This is a genomic window from Stenotrophomonas sp. HITSZ_GD (assembly GCF_029543105.1).
GTDB lineage: Bacteria > Pseudomonadota > Gammaproteobacteria > Xanthomonadales > Xanthomonadaceae > Stenotrophomonas_A.
Genome location: NZ_JARQXB010000014.1, coordinates 65838 through 86507 on the forward strand (window position 1 = coordinate 65838; position 20670 = coordinate 86507).

Sequence of the window (20670 nt, forward strand, 5' to 3'; positions counted from 1 at the left end):
TGACCGCCCCCATGTCCGACATCAAGACCCTTGCAATGGAATGCCGCCAGGCCGCGCAGACCCTGGCCCAGCTCGACGGCGCGGCCAAGCAGGCGCTGCTGGTGGCGATGGCGCAGGCGCTGGAGGACGACGCCGGGGAGATCCTGGCGGCCAATGCGCGCGATGTGGACGCAGCGCGCGGCAAAGGCGTGGGCAGCGCGATGCTCGACCGCCTCTCGCTGGACCCCGAGCGCCTGCGCGGCGTGGCCGATGCGCTGCGCGAGGTGGCCGCGCTGCCGGACCCGGTGGGGCAGGTGACCCGCGAGGACGTGCGCCCGAACGGCCTCCGCGTGCAGAAGGTGCGCGTGCCGCTGGGCGTGATCGCGATGATCTACGAAGCGCGCCCGAACGTGACCGCCGACGCCGCGGCGCTGTGCATCAAGGCCGGCAACGGCGTGATCCTGCGCGGCGGCTCGGAGGCGATCCATTCCAATACCGCCATTGCGCGGGCGCTGCGCCGCGCAATGGAGGCGCACGGCGTGCCGGCCGCGGCCTTGACCCTGGTGGAAGACCTGCGCCGCGAGACGATGCTCGAACTGTTGCAGCTCAACGAGATCATCGACCTGGCCATCCCGCGCGGTGGCGAAGGGCTGATCCGCTTCGTCGCAGAACACGCGCGCGTGCCGGTGATCAAGCACTACAAGGGCGTGTGCCACCTGTTCGTGGACGACTCGGCCGATCCGGCGCTGGCGCTGCGGCTGCTGGTCGACGGCAAGATCTCGCGCCCGGCGGCCTGCAATTCGCTGGAAACGCTATTGGTCCATGCCGCCATCGCGGCGGATTTCCTGCCGCGCGCGGCGCAGGCGCTGCGCGAGCGCGGGGTGGAACTGCGCGGCGACGAGGCCAGCCGGCGCATCGTGCCGGCCATCGCGCCGGCGACGGATGCCGATTTCGCCGCCGAGTACCTGGACCTGGTGATCGCCGTGCGCGTGGTGGCCGATCTGGAGGCCGCCATCGCGCACATCCGCCACTACGGCTCGGACCACACCGAGGTCATCGCCACCGGCGATGCCGCGCATGCCGAGCGCTTCGTGCAGGCGCTGCGCTCGGCGGTGGTGATGGTCAATGCCTCCTCGCGCTTCTCCGATGGCGGCGAGCTGGGCCTGGGCGCGGAGATCGGCATTTCGACCACGCGCCTGCATGCCTACGGGCCGATGGGGCTGGAAGCGCTCACCGTGGAGCGCTTCGTGGTGCGTGGCGAAGGGCAGACGCGCAACTTGCCGTAAACCCGCGGCGCTTCATGCCTCGCGCCCCGGCTGCGGCGTGGCCGCGAGCGCCTCGGCGCTGACCGGCCGGGCGGACTCGTCCAGCCGCAGCCGCACGATCTTCCCGGCGGCCACCTGTGCCTGCAGCGCACGGCTGGCGTGCAGGCGGCGCGCGATGGCGGCGGCGTGCGCGTCGGCCAGGCGAGGTGGCAGGCGGCGGCGGGGCCGCGCGCGTTCGAGCTCGGCCCACGCGACCAGCAGCAGCGAGGCGCCCACTGCCGCGACGGCGAGCGTCCACGACACCGTGAGGTCCCAGCGGTGATAGGCGAGCCAGTCGAGCGGCTCGCAGCCCGCACCGCCCGCCGCGTCCAGCCAGGGCAGCGCCAGTGGCAGCGCGAAGGCGGCATAGACGATCCACAGCGCGGCGGTCACGCCCGCCCAGGCCGCGCGCGCCAGGCGCGGCTGGCGATGCGGTTGCCGGATCAGCGGGAAGGGGCCGCGGCCGCGCGTGGCCCGGCTCATCGCAGGCCCCGGTCCGGGCTCGTCCACGTGGCGCGCTTGCCGCGGCGGCGCAGCAGGTGCATCGGCATCGCCGCCAGCGTGGTGGTGGCGCTGATGAGCCAGTACGCCAGCGGATACCAGGCCACCCAGAAATAGGTGCGGCCCACGCGGCGTTCGTAGCGGCGGTCGATCAGCAGGCTGCAGGCGAATTGCAGCAGGCACACGCCCAGCATCAGCAGCTCGGTGTAGCCGGGCGATGAGGCGCCCGCCGGCTCCGGCAGCCCGGCCACGCGCTGCGCCAGCCAGGCCAGCGCCAGGCACGCCACGGTGTAGGCCCATAGCACGCTGAGCAGGTACTCCAGCGCGATGGGCCACATCCGCCGCTGGCGCCACGCCAGCACGCGGGGGCCGTGGCGGCGCAGCACTTCCAGGCCGCCTTGCGCCCAGCGCAGGCGCTGCCGCCACAGGCCGCGCAAGGTCTCCGGCATCAGGATGAAGCACAGTGCATTGGGCTCGTAGCGGATCTCCCAGCCGGCCAGTTGCAGGCGCCAGCTGATGTCGATGTCCTCGGTGAGCATGTCGTCGGCCCAGTAGCCGACGTGATGCAGCGCAGTGCGCCGGAACGCGCAGATCACCCCGGACACGGTGAAGATGCGGCCGTAACCGAGCTGCGTGCGCTTGATCATGCCGATGATCGAGGAGAACTCGGCGACCTGCAGGCGGCCCAGCAGGGTGGAGCGGTTGCGGATGCGCGGGTTGCCCGTCACCGCGCCCACGCCGGCCCCGGTGACCAGCGGATGCACCATCCAGTGCAGCGCGTGCGGCTCGAGCAGTGCATCGCCGTCGATGCAGACCAGGTATTCCGAGCGCGCCGCCAGTACGCCCATGCGCAGCGCGTTGGCCTTGCCCAGGTTGCGGTCCAGGTGGATCACGCGCAGCGCGGCGTATTCGGCAGCGAGCCGGTCCAGCTGCGCGCCGGTGTCGTCGCTGCTGCCGTCGTTGATGGCCACCACCTCGTAGGCGGGCCAGTGCTGCGCCAGCGCGGCGGCGAGCGTCTCGCGCACGTTCTCGCCTTCGTTGTGGCACGGCACCAGCAGGGTGACGAAAGGCCGCTCGCCCGCGAACGCCGGCGGCTGCTCGCGCGAGGGCCCGCGGTATTCGCGCCGCAGGTAATGGTGCAGCCCGCCGCTGATCCACAGGAACGACATGATGACCGGATAGGCGAAGGCGAAGTACGAGGCGAACACCGGCAGGCTGGGCATCTAGCGCTCCTCGTAGGGGAAGGCGTCGGAGGACATGAGCGCGCGCGCGACGGGCAGCGAGGGGTGGTCGCCGTTGAAGTCGTAGGGATACCAGGCCATGTGCCGCACGCCTTGCGATTGCAGGCGCAGCATCTGCTCGGCGAGCGTGGCCTCGGGGATGGGGCGGCCGGTATTCCAGTCGAAGGTCTGCAGCTCGAAGAGGGTCTTGTGCAGCGTGGGATCGTGCCGCTTCACCGCCTCCACCAGCGCATCCATCCAGCGCCGCGGGCGCGGCGCGCGCTCCATCCACGGCATCGCCATCAATGCGCTGTGGTCGTAGGCGCGGTTGAAGGCGGCCAGGTCCTGCGCGAACCAGGCCTGGCTGCGCGGCGCCAGCACCGGCAGCGCGTAGAGGTTGGCGACGGTCTTGAGCTTGGGCCGCCAGCGCTCGGCGGCGTCGCGCAAGGACAAGGTGAAGTCGATCAGCGCCTGCGTGCGCGCGGCGGGCTGGCCGGGGAACAGCTGCGGCAGCTCGTGGTCGCGCAGGTAGGCATCGTCATGGAAGAGCAGCCCGTGCAGGTAGCTGTTGGCGGCCAGGTCCTCGTAGATGCCGCGGATCAGGCGCTGCGCCTCGGGCCGGGTGAAATCGAGCCGGAACACCGCGCCGGCCTCGGTGGTGTGGATCGCCAGCGCCTGGCGCACGCCGGGGTCCGGTGGTTCGAAGCCCAGTACCGGCAGCCAGCCGAACACTTCCACCCCGGTGCGCGTGCGCAGCTGCCAGGCCACCCGGTTGTAGAGGTCCGCGCGCATCGGCAGGAAGCGGTTGGGGAAGTACAGCGCATCGGCGCTGCCGTTGCCGTCCGGGTCGGCGAACGCCTGCAGGAAGACGTAGTGCGGCGCGATGGCGCGCACGCGTTCCAGCAGCCGGCCGAGGTTGCGTTCCTGTTGGGCCGGGTCGGCGTCGTACACGGCGTCGAGGTCGATCTGCAGCGCGCGCAGGTTCTGCGCCGGCGGCTCGGCATACAGCTCCGGCACCAGCTCGGTCAGGCCGGGGTTGCGGGTCACCAGCAGGCGCGCCAGGCCGTGCAGGTCGGCGCCCACCGTGGTGCGGGCGCCTTCCAGGTCGAAGGACACCCGCATGCCCAGGGTTTCGGCGATGCGGTTGATGCTGCGGCTGTAGGCGGCGTAAGGCCACACGACGGCGCGCGGGGCGCGGCCCGTATGCCGGGCGATGAGGTCGCGGCTGCGGGCCAGGTCGTCGTGGATGCGGCGCTCGTAGCGGGTGGTGTCCTCGTAGCGGTGCGTGGCCGGGTCGTACACGCGCGTCACCGCCGCCGGCGTGCTGTTGCCCTGCGGGTTGGCGCGCACGCCGTGATGCAGGTCGTGGGTGTGGCTGGCGATCTCCACCAGCCCGCTGTCGCGCATCTCGCGCAGCTGGGCCCAGGTCAGGAAGTCCTCGCGCCCGAAGGCGCGCGGGCCATAGTCGATGTGGCGCTCGGCCGGCAGGTCCACCCAGTCGGTGACCACCGCCACCAGCGCCGGGAAACCGTAGGCGCGCAGCAGCGGGAAGGCGCGGGTATAGGTGCTGCGCAGGCCGTCGTCGAAGGTCAGCAGCACCGGCCGCTCGGGCAGCGTGGCGATGCCCGCGGAGGCATCGATGAGCTGCGAGAGCGAGATGGGGTGGAAGCCGTGCGCGTCCAGCCATTCCAGGTGCGCGGCGAAGTGCTGGCTGTCGATGGCGTAGGGGTCGGCGTCCTCGGCGCCGGCCACGTCGTCGCGGATGTCGTGGTAGCTGAGCACCTGCACCTGCGGCAGTGGGGCGGGCGCGGCATGGGCACGCCAGGGCGCGGCCAACAGCAGGCACGCGAGCATGCGGCCAAGCAGAACGAGCATGTCATTCCTCCCAGTAGAAGCCGGCATCCAGGCCCAGCCGGCGCTCGCGGGCGCCGTCGTAGACCGGCCGCGCCCACGACATCCCGGAGCGCAGGGTGCGCCCGGGCGCCAGGCGCCATTCGTGTTCGTAGCGCGCGGCGGGAATCCATGCCGCGCCGTAGCCGTCCTGCCAGTAGCGGCTGGCCGACAGCGCCAGCCGATGCGCGAAGTGCCGTTCGTATCGGCGCCAGGGGCGCTGGAACAGGCGCAGGCCGATGTCCAGCGCGCCGTCGCGGGCAGGATTGAAGTACGCCGCGTCGGGCAAGCTGGCCCGGCTGGCATAGGCGCCTGCTTCGCCGGCCAGCGACCAGCGGTCGGCGTGCGCCAGCGGCTGCTCGTAGCGCGCCAGCAGACTGTCGCGGCGGTTGCCGTCGGTGTACACCGACCGATCGAGCCCCACGCGCAGGCCGTGCAGCGCGTCGCGCTGGTAGCGCAGGGCCAGGGCGTAGCGGTCGGCGGTGATGCCGGCCTGCAGCGCTTGCAGGGAGGCGTCGGCAGCGTTGCGGTGGTAGCCGGCCGCCAGCGACCAGTGATCGTCGAGCTGCCAGCCAGCCTCCAGGTCCAGGCCCGCTGCGCGCGGCACGGCACCACGGGCGAGCCGCCGGTCCAGCGACGCATCGAACGCGCCCTGCGCGTACTGCAGCCCCAGGTGGGTGTCGCGGCGTTCGATCGGCTCGGCATGGGGATCGGCCCGGCGCTGCGCGTAGCCCGCGCGGATGCGCCAGGCGTCGGCCAGGAGCGGGGAGCGCAGGGCGAACCCATAGCGCGCGTCGCGGCTGCCGAGCGGGTCGCGCTCGGCGGCCGCGCCCCGGCTGGCGCCGCCCGCGGCCTCGGCCTCGCCTTGCCAGCCGAGATGGCGCATCCACGCGCGATCCAGCCGCGTCACCGGCGCGGCGCCAGGGTGGGTCTCGCGCAGGCGCGACAGCGTCGCCGCCGCCTCGCGGTCACGACGCAACGCCATCAGCGCTTCGGCCCTACCCACCGCCACCTCCAGGTCCTGCGGCGCGTACATCGCTGCCACGCCGAAGCGCTGCAAGGCCCGGCGCGGCCAGCCGCGCATCAGGTAGGCCTGCCCAAGCGCACCGTGCAACGTGCCGTTGGCCGGCGCATGCCGCAGCAGCGCTTCCAGTTCGGCCTGCGCGGCGGCGGCATCGCCGGCATAGGCGGTGATCTGGATGCGCGCCAGATCGGCGTCGTAGCGCGCCCAGTTGGGCCGCCGGCTGCGGTGCAGGCCATCCCAGCGCCATGCCGGCTGCGTGGCCGCGTAGGCGTCGAGCCCGGCGATGGCGGCCTCGCTGTGTTCCTGCTCCAGCGCGGCAAACGCGTGGCGAACCTGCAGCGTCGCGTTGCCGGCCGTGCGGTCCAGGCGCGGGGCGAGCAGCGCCGCCGCCTCGGCCGGCCGTCGCAGGGCCATCAGCGAATCGGACACCGCGCCGACCAGGTACGCCGGCAACGCGACGCCCTCGCGGGCGAGCAGGGCCTGCTCGTCCACTACGGCCTGATGGCGGCCGAGCCGGTTCAACGGCAGCAAGCGGTCCAGCCGCGTGCGGACCACGGCGGCGCGGTCCTTGCCCGCCACCTGCCGCAGGTAAGCGTCGCTGGCCTGCAACGCTTGCCGCGCCGCCGCGCGCCGTTGCGCTTCATCCCGGCCCACTTCGCTCCAGCCGATCAGGCGCGCCAGCCGCTTGCTCGCCAATTGATCGAGCGCCTGCGCGTCCAGCAGGCCGGGCGTGGCGCGCGCCATGCGCCAAGCGACGGCGTTGCTGCCGATGTCACCCAGCGTGCGCACGCGCAGGCGCAGGAGGTCGCGGTCGCCCGGCCTGCACGCCAGCCCGCGCTCGATGTCGGCCAATGCGGCATACCAGTCGCCACGTGCGCGGGCCGCTTCGATGGCGCCGGCGGCCACCTCGCAGCACGGCGCCGCCGGCGAAGCGAGCGCGGCACAGGTCGCGGCCGCGAGCGCCAGACGCGTGGACAACGGGGATCGCGATCTCATGGAAGCTGCGGGCTCTCGCCGCGCGTGCCGGGTGCACGCAAGGGCGGCGATCTTAGGAAGGCCTTGCTGCGGCGCGATATTCGAATATTCCGAAGCGGCGGGTGCGTCCGCGGCCGTATGTTGCGCACCGGCCAACGCGGCGGTTTCGGCGTGGCGAGCGGGCTGCGATCTTTCTCAATACCCGATGCGGGTGCATGATGCGGCTCTTGCCGGTCATCCCGACCGCGCCGCCTCGTGGGGTTGTTGCATGCAACGTTCGCTGCTGTGTGTCGCCGTTCTCGCTTTCGCCGTTTCGCAGGCCATGGCGCAGACCGCGCCGATGACGCCGGACATCACCGGAAAGAAGTTCGTCGCGCCCACCGAGGCCTACGACTACGTCAAGCGCGTGGTGATGATCCCGATGCGCGATGGGGTGAAGCTGCACACCGTGATCGTCGTGCCCAAGGGCGCGCGCCATGCGCCGATGCTGCTCACGCGCACGCCCTACGACGCCGACGGCCGCGCCGAGCGCAGCAACTCCCCGCACATGAAGGACCTGCTGCCGCAGGGCGACGACGTGTTCGTGGAGGGCGGCTACATCCGCGTGTTCCAGGACATCCGCGGCAAGTACGGCTCGGAAGGCGACTACGTGATGACCCGCCCGTTGCGCGGCCCGCTCAACCACACCCGGGTGGACCACGCCACCGACGCCTGGGACACCATCGACTGGCTGGTGAAGCACGTGCCGGAGAGCAACGGCAAGGTCGGCATGATCGGCTCCTCCTACGAGGGCTTCACCGTGGTGATGGCGCTGACCGATCCGCACCCGGCGTTGAAGGTTGCTGCGCCGGAGAGCCCAATGATTGACGGCTGGAAGGGCGATGACTGGCTCAACAACGGTGCCTTCCGCCAGGTGAACTTCGATTACTTCACCGGCCAGCTCACCGAGCGCGGCAAGGGCGTGTCGATTCCGCGCGAAGGTTACGACGACTACAGCAACTTCCTGCGCGCCGGCTCGGCGGGCGACTTCGCGCGTGCCGCCGGCCTGGACCAGCTGCCTTGGTGGCACAAGCTCACCGAGCACCCGGCCTACGATGCGTTCTGGCAGGAGCAGGCACTGGACAAGGTGATGGCGCGCACGCCGCTCAAGGTGCCCACGATGTGGCTGCAAGGCCTGTGGGACCAGGAGGACATGTACGGCGCCCACCACAGCTACCAGGCGATGGAAGGCCGCGATACCGGCAACACGCTCAACTACCTGGTGATGGGGCCGTGGCGGCACAGCCAGGTCAACTACGACGGCAGCGCGCTGGGCGCGCTGAAGTTCGACGGCGACACCGCGCGGCAGTTCCGCCGCGACGTGCTGCGCCCGTTCTTCGACCAGTACCTGGTCGATGGCGCGCCGAAGGCCGACACGCCGCCGGTGCTGATTTACAACACCGGCGAAAATCACTGGGACCGCCTGCAGCGCTGGCCGCTTTCGTGCACGCAGGGCTGCGCGGCGCAGGCGCGGCCGCTGTACCTGCAGGCCGGCGGCAAGCTCTCGTTCCAGGCGCCGGCGGCGGGGCAGGGCGAGTACGAGGAATACGTCTCCGATCCGGCCAAGCCGGTGCCGTTCGTGCCGCGCCCGGCGCATTTCGGCGACCGCGACATGTGGACGACCTGGCTGGTGCAGGACCAGCGCTTCGTGGAGGGCAGGCAGGACGTGCTGACCTACGTGAGCGAGCCATTGACCGCGCCGCTGAAGATCGGCGGCGTGCCGGTGGTGAACCTGCAGGCCTCCACCAGCGGCAGCGACAGCGACTGGGTGGTGAAGCTGATCGATGTGTATCCGGAGGAAAACGCGAGCGATCCGACGATGGGCGGCTACGAGCTGCCGGTGTCGCTGGCGATCTTCCGCGGCCGTTATCGCGAAGGCTTCGAGACCGCCAAGCCGGTGGCCAGCGACCAGGCGCTGGCCTACCGCTTCGACCTGCCGAACGCCAACCACGTGTTCAAGCCCGGCCACCGAGTGATGGTGCAGGTGCAGTCCAGCCTGTTCCCGCTGTACGACCGCAATCCGCAGACCTTCGTGCCGAACATCTATTTCGCCCAGCCGGCCGACTACCGCAAGGCGACGCAGCGGATCTGGCACACGCCGCAGCAGCCGAGCTTCATCGAGTTGCCGGTGCTGTGAGGCGGCGCGCGGCGACCGGATCGGTCGCCGCGCCTACAGCGGCAGCTCCACCGTCTCGTAATCGGCCAGCGGCGGCACGTACAGGTGCAGCGAGATCGAGCCGGCCGGGTCCACGCCGGCGAGCCGGTGGAAATCCTCGGCCGAATCGAACTTCGTTTCCGCGCACGGCTCCAGCCGCGAGAAGCCCGCTTCGGCCAGTGGTGCGCTGGCGCCGTGCGCGCGCACGAAGCGGCATTCCTCCAGCGCGCCCTGCAGCACGCGCACGCAGCACTGCGAGCGGCCATGGTTGTGCACCGGGCTGGCCTGCCCGGGCCGCCAGCAGATCGCCACCAGTTCATGTTCGTCGGTGACATCCAGCGCGTTGCGCCGGTAGCCGTCCTCGCCGTATTGGCAGAACGCGGCGATGTCATCCGCCGCGATGCGGCAGCGGGCCATCGCGGCCAGGTAGTCGGCGCGGCTGCGGCAGTCGCGCAGCGTGGCGATCATGCTCGCCAGGGCATCGTCGTTCATGCATCCCTCCTCGCGTGGACGGGCCACTTTCCGACCCTAACGCGATCGGCGGGCGATGTCGTCCTCCAGGCGGACTGGCACGTGTCGCGTTGCAAAAAGAAAAGGCCCGGAAGCGCTGGGCTTCCGGGCCTTTCTTGAATCAGTTGGTCGGGGAGACAGGATTCGAACCTGCGACCTCTACGTCCCGAACGTAGCGCTCTACCAGACTGAGCTACACCCCGACTGAGCCGCGCATGATACAGAGGTCAGCGGGGCTCGGCAAGCATCCGGGCGAAAAAAATTACCCGTCGCGGCGGCCGTCCTGCTCGCGCATTTCGAACCACATGCCGTTGAGCACGGCGGCCAGCGAGGCCAGTCCGGTGCCGAGAATCCAGGCGAAATACCACATGGTCTTGTTCTCCTAAAAGGGGCGCGCCAGGCGCGCCCGGTCCACTCAGTAGGCGTTGGGATTCTGCTGCATTTCGTCGGCCGTCACCTTGCCCTTCAGCACGCGGTACACCCACGTGGTGTAGGCCAGCACGATCGGCAGGAACACCACGGTGGACAGCAGCATGATCCACAAGGTCAGGTGGCTGCTGGAACCGTCCCACACGGTCAGGCTGGAGCCCGGCACGCTGCTGGAAGGCAGCAGGAACGGGAAGATCGCAAAGCCCACCGTCAGGATGATGCCGGCGATGGCCACGCCCGAGGCGATGAACGCCAGGCCGCCGCGGCGGGCCTTGAGCATCACCGCGCTGCCGAGCAGGCCGACCAGGCCGGCCAGCGGCGCCAGCAGGGTCAGCGGCATGGTCTGGTAGTTGTGCAGCCAGCCGCCGCTGGCGCCGACCACCACCGTCTTCAGCAGCGGGTTGCTCGCCGCATCGGTCACTTGCGTGGAGGTCACCGTGTAGCCGGGCAGGCCGAAGGCCACCCACGCACCGCCGGCGGCGAACAGCACGAAAGCCGCCAGCGCGGCGAGGGCGCCGTAGCGCGCGGCACGCCCGGCCACCGGGCCGTCGGTCTTGAGCACCAGCATCGCCGCACCGTGCGCCACCAGCATGGCCACGCTGAGCAGGCCGGCCAGCAACGCGAAGGGCATCAGCAGGCCGAAGAAGCTGCCGGTGTAGAACACGCGCATGCTGTCGTCGAAGTGGTAAGGCACGCCGAGCAGCACGTTGCCCACCGCCACGCCCATGATCAGCGCCGGGATGAAGCCGCCGACGAACAGCGCCCAGTCCCAGTTGTTGCGCCAGCGCTGGCTGGGCAGCTTGCCGCGGTACTTGAAGCCGACCGGCCGCAGGATCAGTGCGAACAGGATCAGGAACATCGCCAGGTAGAACCCGGAGAAGCTCACCGCGTACAGCGGCGGCCACGCGGCGAAGATCGCGCCGCCGCCCAGGATCAGCCACACCTGGTTGCCTTCCCAGACCGGGCCGATGGTGTTGACCACCAGCCGGCGCTCGTCATCGTTGCGGGCGACGAAGGGCAGCAAGGTGCCCACGCCGAGGTCGAAGCCGTCCATCACCGCGAAGCCGATCAGCAGGATGCCGAGCAGCAGCCACCAGATCACCCGCAGCGTGGTGTAGTCGAGCAGTACGAAATCCATGAGTAGTCTCCTGCGCTTACGGCTGGCCGCCGGCGAGCGCTTCGGTGCTGAGGGGGGCGTGGGGCGACTTGGGCGTCTGCAGCGAAGGCAGCAGCTCGTCCGGGCCGAACTTGATCGCCTTGAGCATCAGCTTGATCTCGATGACCATCAGCACGGTGTAGAGCAGCACGAAGCCGCACAGCGTGGTGAGGATCTGGTGCAGGGCCAGGCCCGAGGCGGCGTAGAAGGTCGGCAGCACGCCTTCCACCGCCCACGGCTGGCGGCCGTACTCGGCCACGAACCAGCCGCACTCCACCGCGATCCACGGCATCGGCAGCGTCCACAGCGCCAGCTTCAGGAACCAGCGCTTGTCCTCGAAGTTGTGCTTGCACGAAAACCAGAACGCGGCGGCGAAGAAGGCGATCAGGTAGAAGCCGATCGCGGCCATGATGCGGAAGGTCCAGAACAGCGGCAGCACGGTGGGCACGGTGTCCATCGCCGCCTGGGAGATCTGCTCGGGCGTGGCGTTGAGGATGTCCTCGCGGTAGCGCTTGAGCAGCAGGCCGTGGCCCAGGTCCTGCCAGTGGCGGTCGAACATCTCGCGCGCCTCGGTGTCGTTCTTGTCCTTGCGCAGGCGTTCGAGCGCGCCGTAGGCGAGCTGGCCGCCGCGCACGCGGTGCTCGGCGCGTTCCACCAGTTCCAGGATGCCCGGGATCGGCTGGTTCAGCGAACGGGTCGCGATCAGGCCCATCAGGTAGGGCACCTTGATCGAGAAGTCGTTCTGGTGCGTCTTCTGGTTCGGGATGCCGAAGGCGGTGAAATCGGCCGGGGCCTGTTCGGTCTCCCACATGGCCTCGATCGCCGCCAGCTTCATCTTCTGGTGCTCGTTGGCGGCATAGCCGCTCTCGTCACCCAGCACCACCACCGACAGCGAGGACAGCAGGCCGAACGCCGCGGCCACCGCGAACGAGCGGCGCGCCACGTCGCGGTGCTTGCCGCGCAGCAGGTAGAAGGCGCTGATCGACATCACGAACACCGCGCCGGTGACGTAGCCGGCCGACACCGTGTGCACGAACTTGGCCTGCGCCACCGGGTTGAACAGCACCGCCATGAAGTCCACCACTTCCATGCGCATGGTGTCCGGGTTGAACACCGCGCCGGTGGGGTTCTGCATCCAGCCGTTGGCAATGAGGATCCACAGCGCCGACAGGTTGGTGCCCAGCGCCATCAGCCAGGTGACGGTGAGGTGCTGCACGCGCGAGAGCCGGTTCCAGCCGAAGAAGAACAGGCCGATGAACGTGGCTTCCAGGAAGAAGGCCATCAGGCCCTCGATGGCCAGCGGTGCGCCGAAGATGTCGCCGACGTAGTGGCTGTAGTAGGACCAGTTCATGCCGAACTGGAATTCCATGACGATGCCGGTACCGACACCCATGGCGAAGTTGATGCCGAACAGCACGCCCCAGAAGATCGTCATGCGCCGCCAGACCTCGCGACCGGTCATGACATAGACGCTCTCCATGATCGCGATCATGAAGGAGAGTCCGAGCGTGAGGGGAACAAACAGGAAGTGGTACATCACGGTCAGCGCGAACTGCAGCCGTGAGAGGTCGACGACAGTCATGTCGATCATGGCTTTGGCGTCCTTTGGACGGTTGGGAGCTGGGCGAATGATCCGCTGGGGATGGTGCGCCCGGCGTTGATCCAGATCAATGCGGCAACCGGTCGCTGCGCCGATCCTGCCGGCCCCCCCGATGCCGCCCGCGATGGGCCGCATACAATCGGGTTTCCCGCCGAAAGTCCGCCGAGAGCGCATTGGACCCCGACACCCCGCTGCACGCCGACAGCCCCCAGCGCCGCCGCCAGCGCACCGCGCGCCTGGCCGAACTCGCCGCCGGCGCCCGCGGCCGGCAACGCGCGGCGGCCTTCGCCGTGGCGCTCTCGGGCGTGGCGGTGATCGCCCAGGCGGCATTGATCGCCTGGCTGGTGCAGGCCGTTTTCATCGCCCGCCGCCCGCTGGAGGGCCTGGCGTTGCCTTTCGGCGCGCTGGCGGCGGTGCTGCTGTTGCGGGTGCTGCTGTCGAGCGGAGCGCAGCACGCCGCCGGCGCGGTGGCCGATGTCGCCCGCCGCGCCTTGCGCGCGCAGGTCTACCGGGCCCTGATGGCGCGCGGGCCGCTATGGCTGCGCCGGCAGCGCAGCGGTGAACTGGGCGAGCTGCTGCTGGCGCACGGCGAGGCGCTGGAGGGCTACTACGCCGGCTACCTGCAGGCGCGCGTGGAGGTGACGGTGGTGCCGCTGGCGATCCTGGCGGCGGTGTTTCCGGTCGAGCCGGTGGTCGGGGTGATCCTGCTGTGCACCGCGCCGCTGATTCCCGTATTCATGATGCTGGTGGGGTGGGGCGCCGAAGCGGCGGGCCGGCACCAGCTGCAGGCGCTGGCGCGGATGGGAGGCCATTTCGCCGACCGCCTCAAGGGCCTGGGCCTGCTGCGCCTGTATGGACGCGGCGAGGCGGAGCTGGCCGGCATCGCCGCCGCCGCCGAAGGCGTGCGCGAGCGCACGCTGAAGGTGCTGCGCATCGCCTTCCTCTCTTCCACCGTGCTGGAGTTCTTCGCCTCGGCGAGCGTGGCGATGGTCGCGCTGTACCTCGGCCTGGGCTACCTGGGCATGTTGGGCGGCCACGGTGCCGGCAGCCTCGGCGTGGGCGTGTTCTGCCTGATGCTGGCGCCGGAGTTCTACGGCCCGCTGCGCCGGTTGGCCGCGCATTATCACGACCGCGCCAACGCGTTGGCCGCGATCAGCGAGGTCGAGCGGCTGCTGGGCCCGTCGCCGCTCGCGGTGCCGCCCGGGCAGGTGGCCGAGCCCGCGCGCGAACCCGAACTGGCGCAGGCGCGCGGCCCGTGGCTGGTCGCCCGGCACCTGCGCTTGCGCCCGCAGGGCGCGCAGGCCGACGTGGTGGAAGATCTTTCGCTGGAGATCGCCGCCGGCCGCCGCCTGGCGCTGATGGGCCCCAGCGGCAGCGGCAAGAGCACCGTGCTCGAAGCGCTGGCCGGCTGGTTGCCGCCGCGGGAAGGCCGCATCGTGCAGCGCCCCGGCCTGCGCGTGGGCTACGCCGGCCAGCGCCCGTACCTGTTCCACGGCAGCATCGCCGACAACCTGCGGCTGGCCGCGCCCGGCGTGAGCGAGGCGCGCCTGCGCGCGGTGGCCGAGGCGGCGCAAGTGATGCGCTTCGCCGCGCGCCTGCCGCAAGGCCTGGACACGGTGATCGGCGAGCGCGGCTTCGGGCTGTCCGGCGGCGAGGCGCGGCGCATCGCGCTGGCGCGGTTGCTGCTGCGCGAACCGGACCTGCTGCTGCTCGACGAACCCACCGCCTTCCTCGACCCCGGCACCGAAGCCGACCTGCTCGACACGCTCGGCGCCTTCGCGCGCGAGCGCGCGGTAATCGTGGCCACGCACAGCGCGGCGGTCTGCGCCTGGGCCGATGCGCGCGTGGTCCTGCCGGCGCGCATCGCCCCCGTGGAGGTGCCGGCATGAGCGCGCGGCATCCGGATGGCCTGTGGGCGATCTTCGCGCGGCACCGTGCGCGCTTGCTGCTGTGCGCCTTGCTGGTGTGGCTGACGATGCTCGCCGGCGTGGGGCTGCTGTCGTTGTCCGGGGGCTTCCTCGTCGCCACCGCGCTGGCCGCGGCGCTGGCGGCGGATTTCAACTTCTTCTCGCCCTCGGCCGGCGTGCGCGGGCTGACGATGCTGCGCATCGCGTCGCGCTACGCCGAGAAGCTGGTGGGCCACGATGCAACGCTGCGCATCGCCCGCGACCTGCGGGTGTGGTTCTTCCGCCGCGCGTTGCCGCTGGCCCCGGCGCGCCTGGGCGCCCGCCGCATCGGCGAGCTGATGACGCGGCTGATGTCCGATATCGCCGAGGTCGACGGCCTGGTGGTGCGTGCGCTCGCGCCGTTGGCGGCACTCGTGGGCATCGGTGTGGCCGGCATCGCGGCGGCCGCGCTCATCTACCTGCCGGCGGCCGTCCTGCTGGCGGTGCTCGCGCTGGCCATCGGCCTGCTGGTGCCGTGGCAGGTGGCGCGTGGCGCACGCGAGCGCGAGGCGGCGCGCGCGGCGCAGCGCATGGCCTTGCGGACGCTGGCCTTCGAGGGCCTGGAAGGCGCGGCGGACCTCGCCGCCGTGGAGGCAACGGCCGCCTGGATCCAGCGCGTGGATGCCGCGGCCGATGCCGTCACCGAGGGCGACCAACGCCGCCGCGGCCGGCTGGTGGTGGGGCAGGCGTGGCATGGCGTGTGCGCGGCCGCCGGGCTGGCGGGCATGTTGTGGCTCACCTTGGGCGCGGCTGCGCGCGGCGTGCTGGCGCCGGAGATGGCGGCGGCACTGGTATTCATGACGCTGGCGCTGCTGGAGGTGTGGGCCGGCGCGGGGCTCGCGTGGCAGGCGCTGTTCGCCGGGCGGGTGGCGGCGCAGCGGCTGGACGAGATCGTCGACGCGCCGCCGAGCGTGGCCGACCCCGGCGCGCCGCGCGCGGTGCCCGCGCATGGCGCGCTGTGCTTCGACCAGGTGGTGTTCGCCTGGCCGGGCGCGCAGCGGCCGGTGCTCGACGGCGTGGACCTGGTGCTGCAGCCCGGCGAGCGCATCGCCATCGGCGGCGACAGCGGCAGCGGCAAGAGCACGCTGTCCTCGCTGCTGCTGCGCCTGTGGGACCCGCAGGCGGGCGAAGTGCGTTACGGCGGCATCGCGGTGCGCGAATTCGCCCAGGCCGACTGGCATCGGCAAGTGGCCTGGATGCCGCAGAACGCGCCGGTGTTCGCCGGCAGCGTGGCGGAGAACTTGCGCCTCGGCGCGCCCGGCGCCGACGACGCGGCGCTGTGGGCGGTGCTGGGGCAGGTGCGCCTGGCCGACTGGGCGCACGCGCGCGAAGGGTTGGCCACGTGGGTGGGCGAAAATGGGGCCACGCTCTCTGCCGGCCAGGCGCGGCGCCTGGCGCTGGCGCGCGCGCTGCTGCGCGATGCCCCGCTGCTGGTGCTCGACGAGCCCACCGATGGGCTGGACGTGGATACGGCCGATGCGCTGCTCGTCGATCTGGCGGCTGCGCTGGAGGGACGCAGCTTATTGATGATCACGCATGGCACGGTGCCCGACGGGGTCGTGCATGCGGTGTACCGGCTGCGGGATGGGCGGCTGGCGCGGGGCTGACCTGGTCCTGCGATCCGCTGGTCGCGCCATGACCACGGTGCCCCGCACTTGTCATCGCCTGATGCGCCGCTTCATCATCGGGGCTTCCATGGGGATGGAGCGTTGATATGTCGAGGAAGACTTGGTCGGGTGCCGGCCTTGCGTTGTTGTCTTGCGCACTGGCGCTGCCGGCGTGCGCCGACGATGCCGCGCCGCCCGCGGCCGCTGCGCCGCGGTTGTTGTATCTGCAGGTGCGTGCCGATGTCGCGCCGGATGGCCACATCGTGGCGACCGCCGATAGCAAGTTGCCCACGGTATTGCGCGGGGCCATCGAAAAGCAGGTCGGGGGATGGCGCTTCCATCCGCCGATGAAGGAAGGCGTGGCGGTGACCGCCACCACCTGGGTGCGCGTGGCGGCTTGCCTGGTGCCCGAGAACGGCAACATGCGCCTGAGTGTCGGATATGTCGCCAATGGGCCGATGCAACCGGATGCCCTCATTTTCGCACCGCCCACGCCCCCCAGTTCGCTGCTGCGCGAGGGTATCGATACCACCCTGCAGGTGAGTTACGCGGTGCAGCCCAATGGCCGCGGCAAGCTGGAGTCGGTCGGCTTCGAGGATTCGGTGCCCGAACGCTTCCGGCCGTGGTTCGAGCGTTCGATGAAGCAGTGGGCGAGCGAGCAGAAGTTCCAGCCAGAGCGTATCGATGGCGAGGCCGTCACCACGCACCTGCAAACGCCCGTGAGGATGAACCTGGCGGCGCAAGGCGACCGCCCGCAAGCGCGCATGCGCCGCGAGGAAGCCGATCGGCAAGCGCGCAGGCTGAGCGAACAGTTGAATCCCGCCTGCGTGGCCGCGGCCCAGCCCTATCTGGTCGACAGCACGGTGGCGCTGGATTCCCCCGTCAGCTTCGTGGGCGCCGGCGGCGGCTGAGCCGTTCCTTCCGCCTACGGACAGGTGCGCGGGCGGAAGGTGCGGCGTGGGGACTACCAGCGCGCGTCGAGCGTGCGGAATGGGCGCGCCACGCGAAGGCCGGCGGCGTCGTAGTGCTCCACGCGCTGGCCGTCCACGCGCACTTCCCGCGGCCGCTGCCGGTTCGGCCAGGCCACCTGGAGGGCGGTGTCCGCGCGCAGGCCCGGGGCCAGCGTGAGCCGCAGGCGGCCATCGGCCTGCCGCGCGCGCATGCCGAGCTTGCCGAACGCGGTCGGCAGCGCATCGATCGCCACGCCTTCGCCCGCCAGCCACGCGGCCGGCGTGCCGGGCAACAGCACCAGCGTGTCCTCGTCCTCGCGCAGCAGCATGCCATACAGCGTGCGCGCGTATTCCGCGCCGATCCACGTGTGCGGCATGTCGCCCAGGTAGCCCGGATAGCGCTCGCGCGAATGCACCACTTCGGCGAGCACGTGCCAGGGCAGCGGGCGGCGATGGGCCATCAGCAGCGACAGCAATTCCTGCGCATCGTCCACGCGGTCCAGGTGCACGTACGTCAGCACGTTGCGCATCTCGTAGGGCGTGTAGGCGAACAACGCATCGGGCTGCTCGCGGGCCCGCACGTCGGCCAGGTAGCGGTCGAAGGTGGCGGTGAGCTGCGGCTCGGGCAGCAGCGCCTGCTGGCCGGTGGGATCGAGCGCGATCGATACGCTGGTGGGATCGCCGTCGCCCAGGTCGGCCGAAGCGGGGATGACTTCGCCTTGCTTCCACGCAAGGGTGGCGCGGATCGAGGCGGCCACCGAATCGCGCAGCAGCGTGTACTGCGCGCGCGCCCACGCGGCGGTCTGCGCGTCGCCCAGCTGCGCGGCGAGCCACGCGCCATCCTGCCAGCCCTTGAGCGCCCAGTAGTCGTCCCAGTAGCTGTGCGTGGGGCTGGAATAGCCCTCGTGGCTGATCGAGGGCGCGATGATGCCGGCGAAGCGTTCCGGTGCCGGCTGGTCGGCCATGTAGCCGGGCACCAACGTGCGCTCGCGCAATTCCTGCATGAAGCGCATCGCGGCGATGACCTTGGGCAGGTAATCGCGCACCGATTCGGCGCCGCCGTCGAGCCGGGCCACGTCGGCGACGAGGTGGATGTATTCGCCCTGGCTGTCGTATTCGATATCCGAACCGAAGCCGCGGTTGACGCTGCCATCGGCATTGAGGATCGGCGAGACCAGCCCGTTCTCGTGCACCGCGTGGTCCGAATACCAGCGCAGGTAGTCGCGCGCGACCTTCGGCTGGCCCATGCGCAGCAGCGCCGAGGCGGTGGCCGCGCCATCGCGGATGAAGGAGCGGTTGTAGTTGCGCGGGCCGGGCTGCATCGCCGGGCCGGTCTGGTTGAGCAGCATGTACGCGCCTTGCGCGCGCAGCATGTCCACCAGCGAGGCATCGGGCAGGCGCAGGCCGATGTCGCCGAAGCGCCCGCGCCATTCGTGGGCGAGCGCGTCGGCGGCGCGGTCGAAAGCGAGGCCGGCGTCCTGTTGCCAGGGCGTGCGATCGACCGGCGGCGCGGGCGGCAGGACGTTGGTCTGCGCATCGCGCGGCGTGGTGCCTAGCGGCAGCGCCACCACCACGTCGCGATGCGCGCCGGGCGGTAGCGCCACGCGGTAGGCCAGCACCGCCGAGGCCAGGCCGTCGGCATCGGCGGAGGCGCGCGCCTGCGGCACGCGGCCATCGGCGATCATCGCGGTGGGTTCGTCCTGCCCATGCGCGCCGAAGCCGGTGGTGCCGGCCGCGTCCACCGGCGTCAACGCCGAGAGCAGCATCCGCTGGTCGACGCGCACGTCCGTCGCCGCGGCCGTGCCTTCCACCGCGACGCGCGTGATCGGCGAGACCCCGCCATGCTGCCAGGGCGGATTGACCTGGATCGGCCGCACCAGCAGCGAGAGCGTGCCTTGCACCGGTGTGTTGCCGGTATTCTCGACGCGGTAGCGCACCAGCGTGACGGGTTGCCCATTGGCCTGGGTGATCGCCATCGCTTCGTTGCGGATGCGCAACTGCTCGCGCGCCTGCCATTGCACGCTGGGCAGGGGCATCCAGCCTTCGCGCAACGACTGGGTACGCGCCACGCCCTCGGCGCTGACCGCGCCTTGCGTGTCGTACCACAGGGCCTGCAGCATCGGCGCGCCCTTGAAGGCCTCCAGGTTGCCGAATTCGTCGAAGATCGACTTCTGCTGCCCGGCCGGCACGCCGACGACCGTCCAGTAGACCTGCTGCTGATGCAGCTGGGCGGGAAACAGCGCGGCGTTGTCGCGCGCGGCGAGGATTTCCATGCGCTTGGTCGCGGTCATCACCTGTTCGGGGCCGAGCAGGCGCAGGCGCCGCAGTTTCGGCGCCGGTCCTTCGAGCCCGGCGAGCAGGCGCAGCGCGGTGGGCTGGAAGGCTTCGGGGGCGGCGAGGAAGGAGAGCGTACCGGCGCTGCCCGGGTCGCTGGCGACATCGCGCCAGGCGCCGTCGCGCGTGCGGGCCTGCAGCTTGGCGCCGTGACGCGCGCCGTCCCACCACACTTCGAGCCCGCCGATCTTGTCGGCGCGCGGCAGATCGATCTGCAGCGATCGTGCGCCGGCCTCGCTGGCGGGCAGGGCGAGCGGCGCGCCGCGGCCCTGCCAGACCTGCGCGGCGTCGGCGCCGACGCCTTGCAGGTGCGCGGCCGCGCGCGCGTCGAGCGGCTCGAATTCGAGCACGGAGACGCCCCAGTCCGCGGTGCGCTCGGGGCTGGCCAGGCGCAGGTAGCGGGCGGTGCGGGCGGGGAAGAACAGGTAATCGGTGGCGCCGCGCGAGTCGGTGCTGGTGTAGACGTCGTCCCATTGCTGGCCATCGCGCGAGGCCTGGATGCGGTAGCCGACCGCGAAGCCGCTGTCCCAATGCAGGCGGACGCCGCCGACGCGTGCTTCGCGGCCGAGATCGAGCTGGAACCAATGCCCGGGGCTGAAGGCGCCGCCCCAGCGGGTGGTTTCGTCGCCGTCGATGGCGTGTTCGGGCGCGAGCGCGGCCACCTGGCGCGAGGAGGCGCTGGCCTGCCATTGCGCGCGCGGGGGGAGGGTGTCGCGCTGCGATGCGGGGGCCAGGCCGATGGCGAGCAGCAGGAGCGCGGGCGCGGCGCGGCGCTTGAGCATGGGCGATCGGCGAGGGTGCATGGCGGGGTCCAGAGGCGGGGCTGGGCCACGTTATCAGCGGGGGAAAACGTTTACATGCTGCGTTGCCGCGAGGGGGACGGGTGGGTTGGTGGCCTGCGGCCGCTGGTGTGGGGTTTCCGTTGGGTGGTTGGTTTTTTTCTTGCGATGTTGATCGGCTGTTTTGTTTGTGTTGCGCGGCCTTCGGGGGCAGGGCCCTTTCGGGACACGCCGTGAATCCATCCATGGAGGCTCGTAGGCGACATCCATGT

14 protein-coding genes and 1 tRNA gene are annotated in these 20670 nt (G+C 71.0%); 5 read left to right on the plus strand and 10 right to left on the minus strand.

Going from position 1 to position 20670, the window contains the following annotated elements:
• The first annotated feature begins 11 nt into the window (after positions 1-11).
• Positions 12-1265 (plus strand): glutamate-5-semialdehyde dehydrogenase, encoded by a 1254-nt coding sequence (locus P6166_RS13945; RefSeq protein WP_277765057.1) that lies wholly within the window; start codon positions 12-14, stop codon positions 1263-1265.
• A 12-nt stretch (positions 1266-1277) separates the two neighbouring features.
• On the opposite strand, the gene pgaD is transcribed toward P6166_RS13945, so the two are convergent.
• From pgaD to P6166_RS13965, 4 genes are read right to left on the minus strand one after another with little or no spacing between them, the layout of a single operon-like run.
• Positions 1278-1766 (minus strand): poly-beta-1,6-N-acetyl-D-glucosamine biosynthesis protein PgaD, encoded by a 489-nt coding sequence (gene pgaD / locus P6166_RS13950; protein ID WP_277765058.1) that lies wholly within the window; start codon positions 1764-1766, stop codon positions 1278-1280.
• Entirely contained in the window at positions 1763-3007 is a 1245-nt protein-coding gene (pgaC, locus tag P6166_RS13955) for a poly-beta-1,6-N-acetyl-D-glucosamine synthase (RefSeq protein WP_277765059.1), read from the minus strand. Before pgaC ends, pgaD begins: the two co-directional genes overlap by 4 nt.
• On the minus strand, positions 3008-4879 hold the full coding sequence (pgaB, locus tag P6166_RS13960; RefSeq protein ID WP_277765060.1) for a poly-beta-1,6-N-acetyl-D-glucosamine N-deacetylase PgaB: 1872 nt from the start codon (positions 4877-4879) through the stop codon (positions 3008-3010).
• A 1-nt stretch (position 4880) separates the two neighbouring features.
• Entirely contained in the window at positions 4881-6896 is a 2016-nt protein-coding gene (locus P6166_RS13965; protein WP_277765061.1) for a poly-beta-1,6 N-acetyl-D-glucosamine export porin PgaA, read from the minus strand.
• 265 nt (positions 6897-7161) lie between these two features.
• On the opposite strand from P6166_RS13965, the gene P6166_RS13970 reads away from it, so the two are divergent.
• Complete coding sequence (locus P6166_RS13970; protein ID WP_277765062.1) at positions 7162-9069, plus strand: CocE/NonD family hydrolase; 1908 nt, start codon at positions 7162-7164, stop codon at positions 9067-9069.
• 33 nt (positions 9070-9102) lie between these two features.
• On the opposite strand, the gene P6166_RS13975 is transcribed toward P6166_RS13970, so the two are convergent.
• The 5 genes from P6166_RS13975 to P6166_RS13995 form a co-directional block, all read right to left on the minus strand.
• Positions 9103-9579 (minus strand): cysteine dioxygenase family protein, encoded by a 477-nt coding sequence (locus P6166_RS13975; protein WP_277765063.1) that lies wholly within the window; start codon positions 9577-9579, stop codon positions 9103-9105.
• Between the two features lie 144 nt (positions 9580-9723).
• Positions 9724-9800: transfer RNA gene (locus P6166_RS13980), tRNA-Pro, on the minus strand.
• A 59-nt stretch (positions 9801-9859) separates the two neighbouring features.
• Complete coding sequence (gene cydX, locus P6166_RS13985) at positions 9860-9967, minus strand: cytochrome bd-I oxidase subunit CydX (RefSeq protein WP_130318339.1); 108 nt, start codon at positions 9965-9967, stop codon at positions 9860-9862.
• Between the two features lie 45 nt (positions 9968-10012).
• On the minus strand, positions 10013-11164 hold the full coding sequence (gene cydB, locus P6166_RS13990; RefSeq protein ID WP_277765064.1) for a cytochrome d ubiquinol oxidase subunit II: 1152 nt from the start codon (positions 11162-11164) through the stop codon (positions 10013-10015).
• A 16-nt stretch (positions 11165-11180) separates the two neighbouring features.
• Complete coding sequence (locus P6166_RS13995) at positions 11181-12773, minus strand: cytochrome ubiquinol oxidase subunit I (protein WP_277765065.1); 1593 nt, start codon at positions 12771-12773, stop codon at positions 11181-11183.
• 182 nt (positions 12774-12955) lie between these two features.
• Here P6166_RS13995 and cydD point away from each other — a divergent pair, with 182 nt between their 5' ends.
• The 3 genes from cydD (at position 12956) to P6166_RS14010 (ending at position 17246) form a co-directional block, all read left to right on the plus strand.
• The gene (gene cydD / locus P6166_RS14000) at positions 12956-14671 is read left to right on the plus strand and encodes a thiol reductant ABC exporter subunit CydD (protein ID WP_277765066.1); all 1716 of its coding nucleotides are present in this window, start codon (positions 12956-12958) and stop codon (positions 14669-14671) included.
• Positions 14668-16335 carry a thiol reductant ABC exporter subunit CydC gene (gene cydC, locus P6166_RS14005; RefSeq protein WP_277765067.1) on the plus strand — a complete coding sequence of 556 codons (1668 nt, stop codon included), beginning with the start codon at positions 14668-14670 and terminating at the stop codon, positions 16333-16335. The genes cydD and cydC overlap by 4 nt, the downstream gene beginning before the upstream one ends.
• A 107-nt stretch (positions 16336-16442) precedes the next feature.
• Positions 16443-17246: a hypothetical protein gene (locus P6166_RS14010; protein ID WP_277765068.1), complete on the plus strand. Its 804-nt coding sequence runs from the start codon at positions 16443-16445 to the stop codon at positions 17244-17246.
• A gap of 53 nt (positions 17247-17299) precedes the next feature.
• Here P6166_RS14010 and P6166_RS14015 read toward each other — a convergent pair whose 3' ends face one another.
• Positions 17300-20401, minus strand: a complete 3102-nt coding sequence (locus P6166_RS14015) for a discoidin domain-containing protein (RefSeq protein WP_277765069.1) — start codon at positions 20399-20401, stop codon at positions 17300-17302.
• Positions 20402-20670 lie beyond the last annotated feature (269 nt).

What these genes read in the sequence shown, in the direction of transcription:
- P6166_RS13945 (WP_277765057.1), top strand. Translation starts at nt 12, where the DNA reads ATGTCCGACATCAAGACCCTTGCAATGGAATGCCGCCAGGCCGCGCAG.
- pgaD (WP_277765058.1), bottom strand. Translation starts at nt 1,766, where the DNA reads ATGAGCCGGGCCACGCGCGGCCGCGGCCCCTTCCCGCTGATCCGGCAA.
- pgaC (WP_277765059.1), bottom strand. Translation starts at nt 3,007, where the DNA reads ATGCCCAGCCTGCCGGTGTTCGCCTCGTACTTCGCCTTCGCCTATCCG.
- pgaB (WP_277765060.1), bottom strand. Translation starts at nt 4,879, where the DNA reads ATGCTCGTTCTGCTTGGCCGCATGCTCGCGTGCCTGCTGTTGGCCGCG.
- P6166_RS13970 (WP_277765062.1), top strand. Translation starts at nt 7,162, where the DNA reads ATGCAACGTTCGCTGCTGTGTGTCGCCGTTCTCGCTTTCGCCGTTTCG.
- P6166_RS13975 (WP_277765063.1), bottom strand. Translation starts at nt 9,579, where the DNA reads ATGAACGACGATGCCCTGGCGAGCATGATCGCCACGCTGCGCGACTGC.
- cydX (WP_130318339.1), bottom strand. Translation starts at nt 9,967, where the DNA reads ATGTGGTATTTCGCCTGGATTCTCGGCACCGGACTGGCCTCGCTGGCC.
- cydB (WP_277765064.1), bottom strand. Translation starts at nt 11,164, where the DNA reads ATGGATTTCGTACTGCTCGACTACACCACGCTGCGGGTGATCTGGTGG.
- P6166_RS13995 (WP_277765065.1), bottom strand. Translation starts at nt 12,773, where the DNA reads ATGATCGACATGACTGTCGTCGACCTCTCACGGCTGCAGTTCGCGCTG.
- cydC (WP_277765067.1), top strand. Translation starts at nt 14,668, where the DNA reads ATGAGCGCGCGGCATCCGGATGGCCTGTGGGCGATCTTCGCGCGGCAC.
- P6166_RS14010 (WP_277765068.1), top strand. Translation starts at nt 16,443, where the DNA reads ATGTCGAGGAAGACTTGGTCGGGTGCCGGCCTTGCGTTGTTGTCTTGC.
- P6166_RS14015 (WP_277765069.1), bottom strand. Translation starts at nt 20,401, where the DNA reads ATGCTCAAGCGCCGCGCCGCGCCCGCGCTCCTGCTGCTCGCCATCGGC.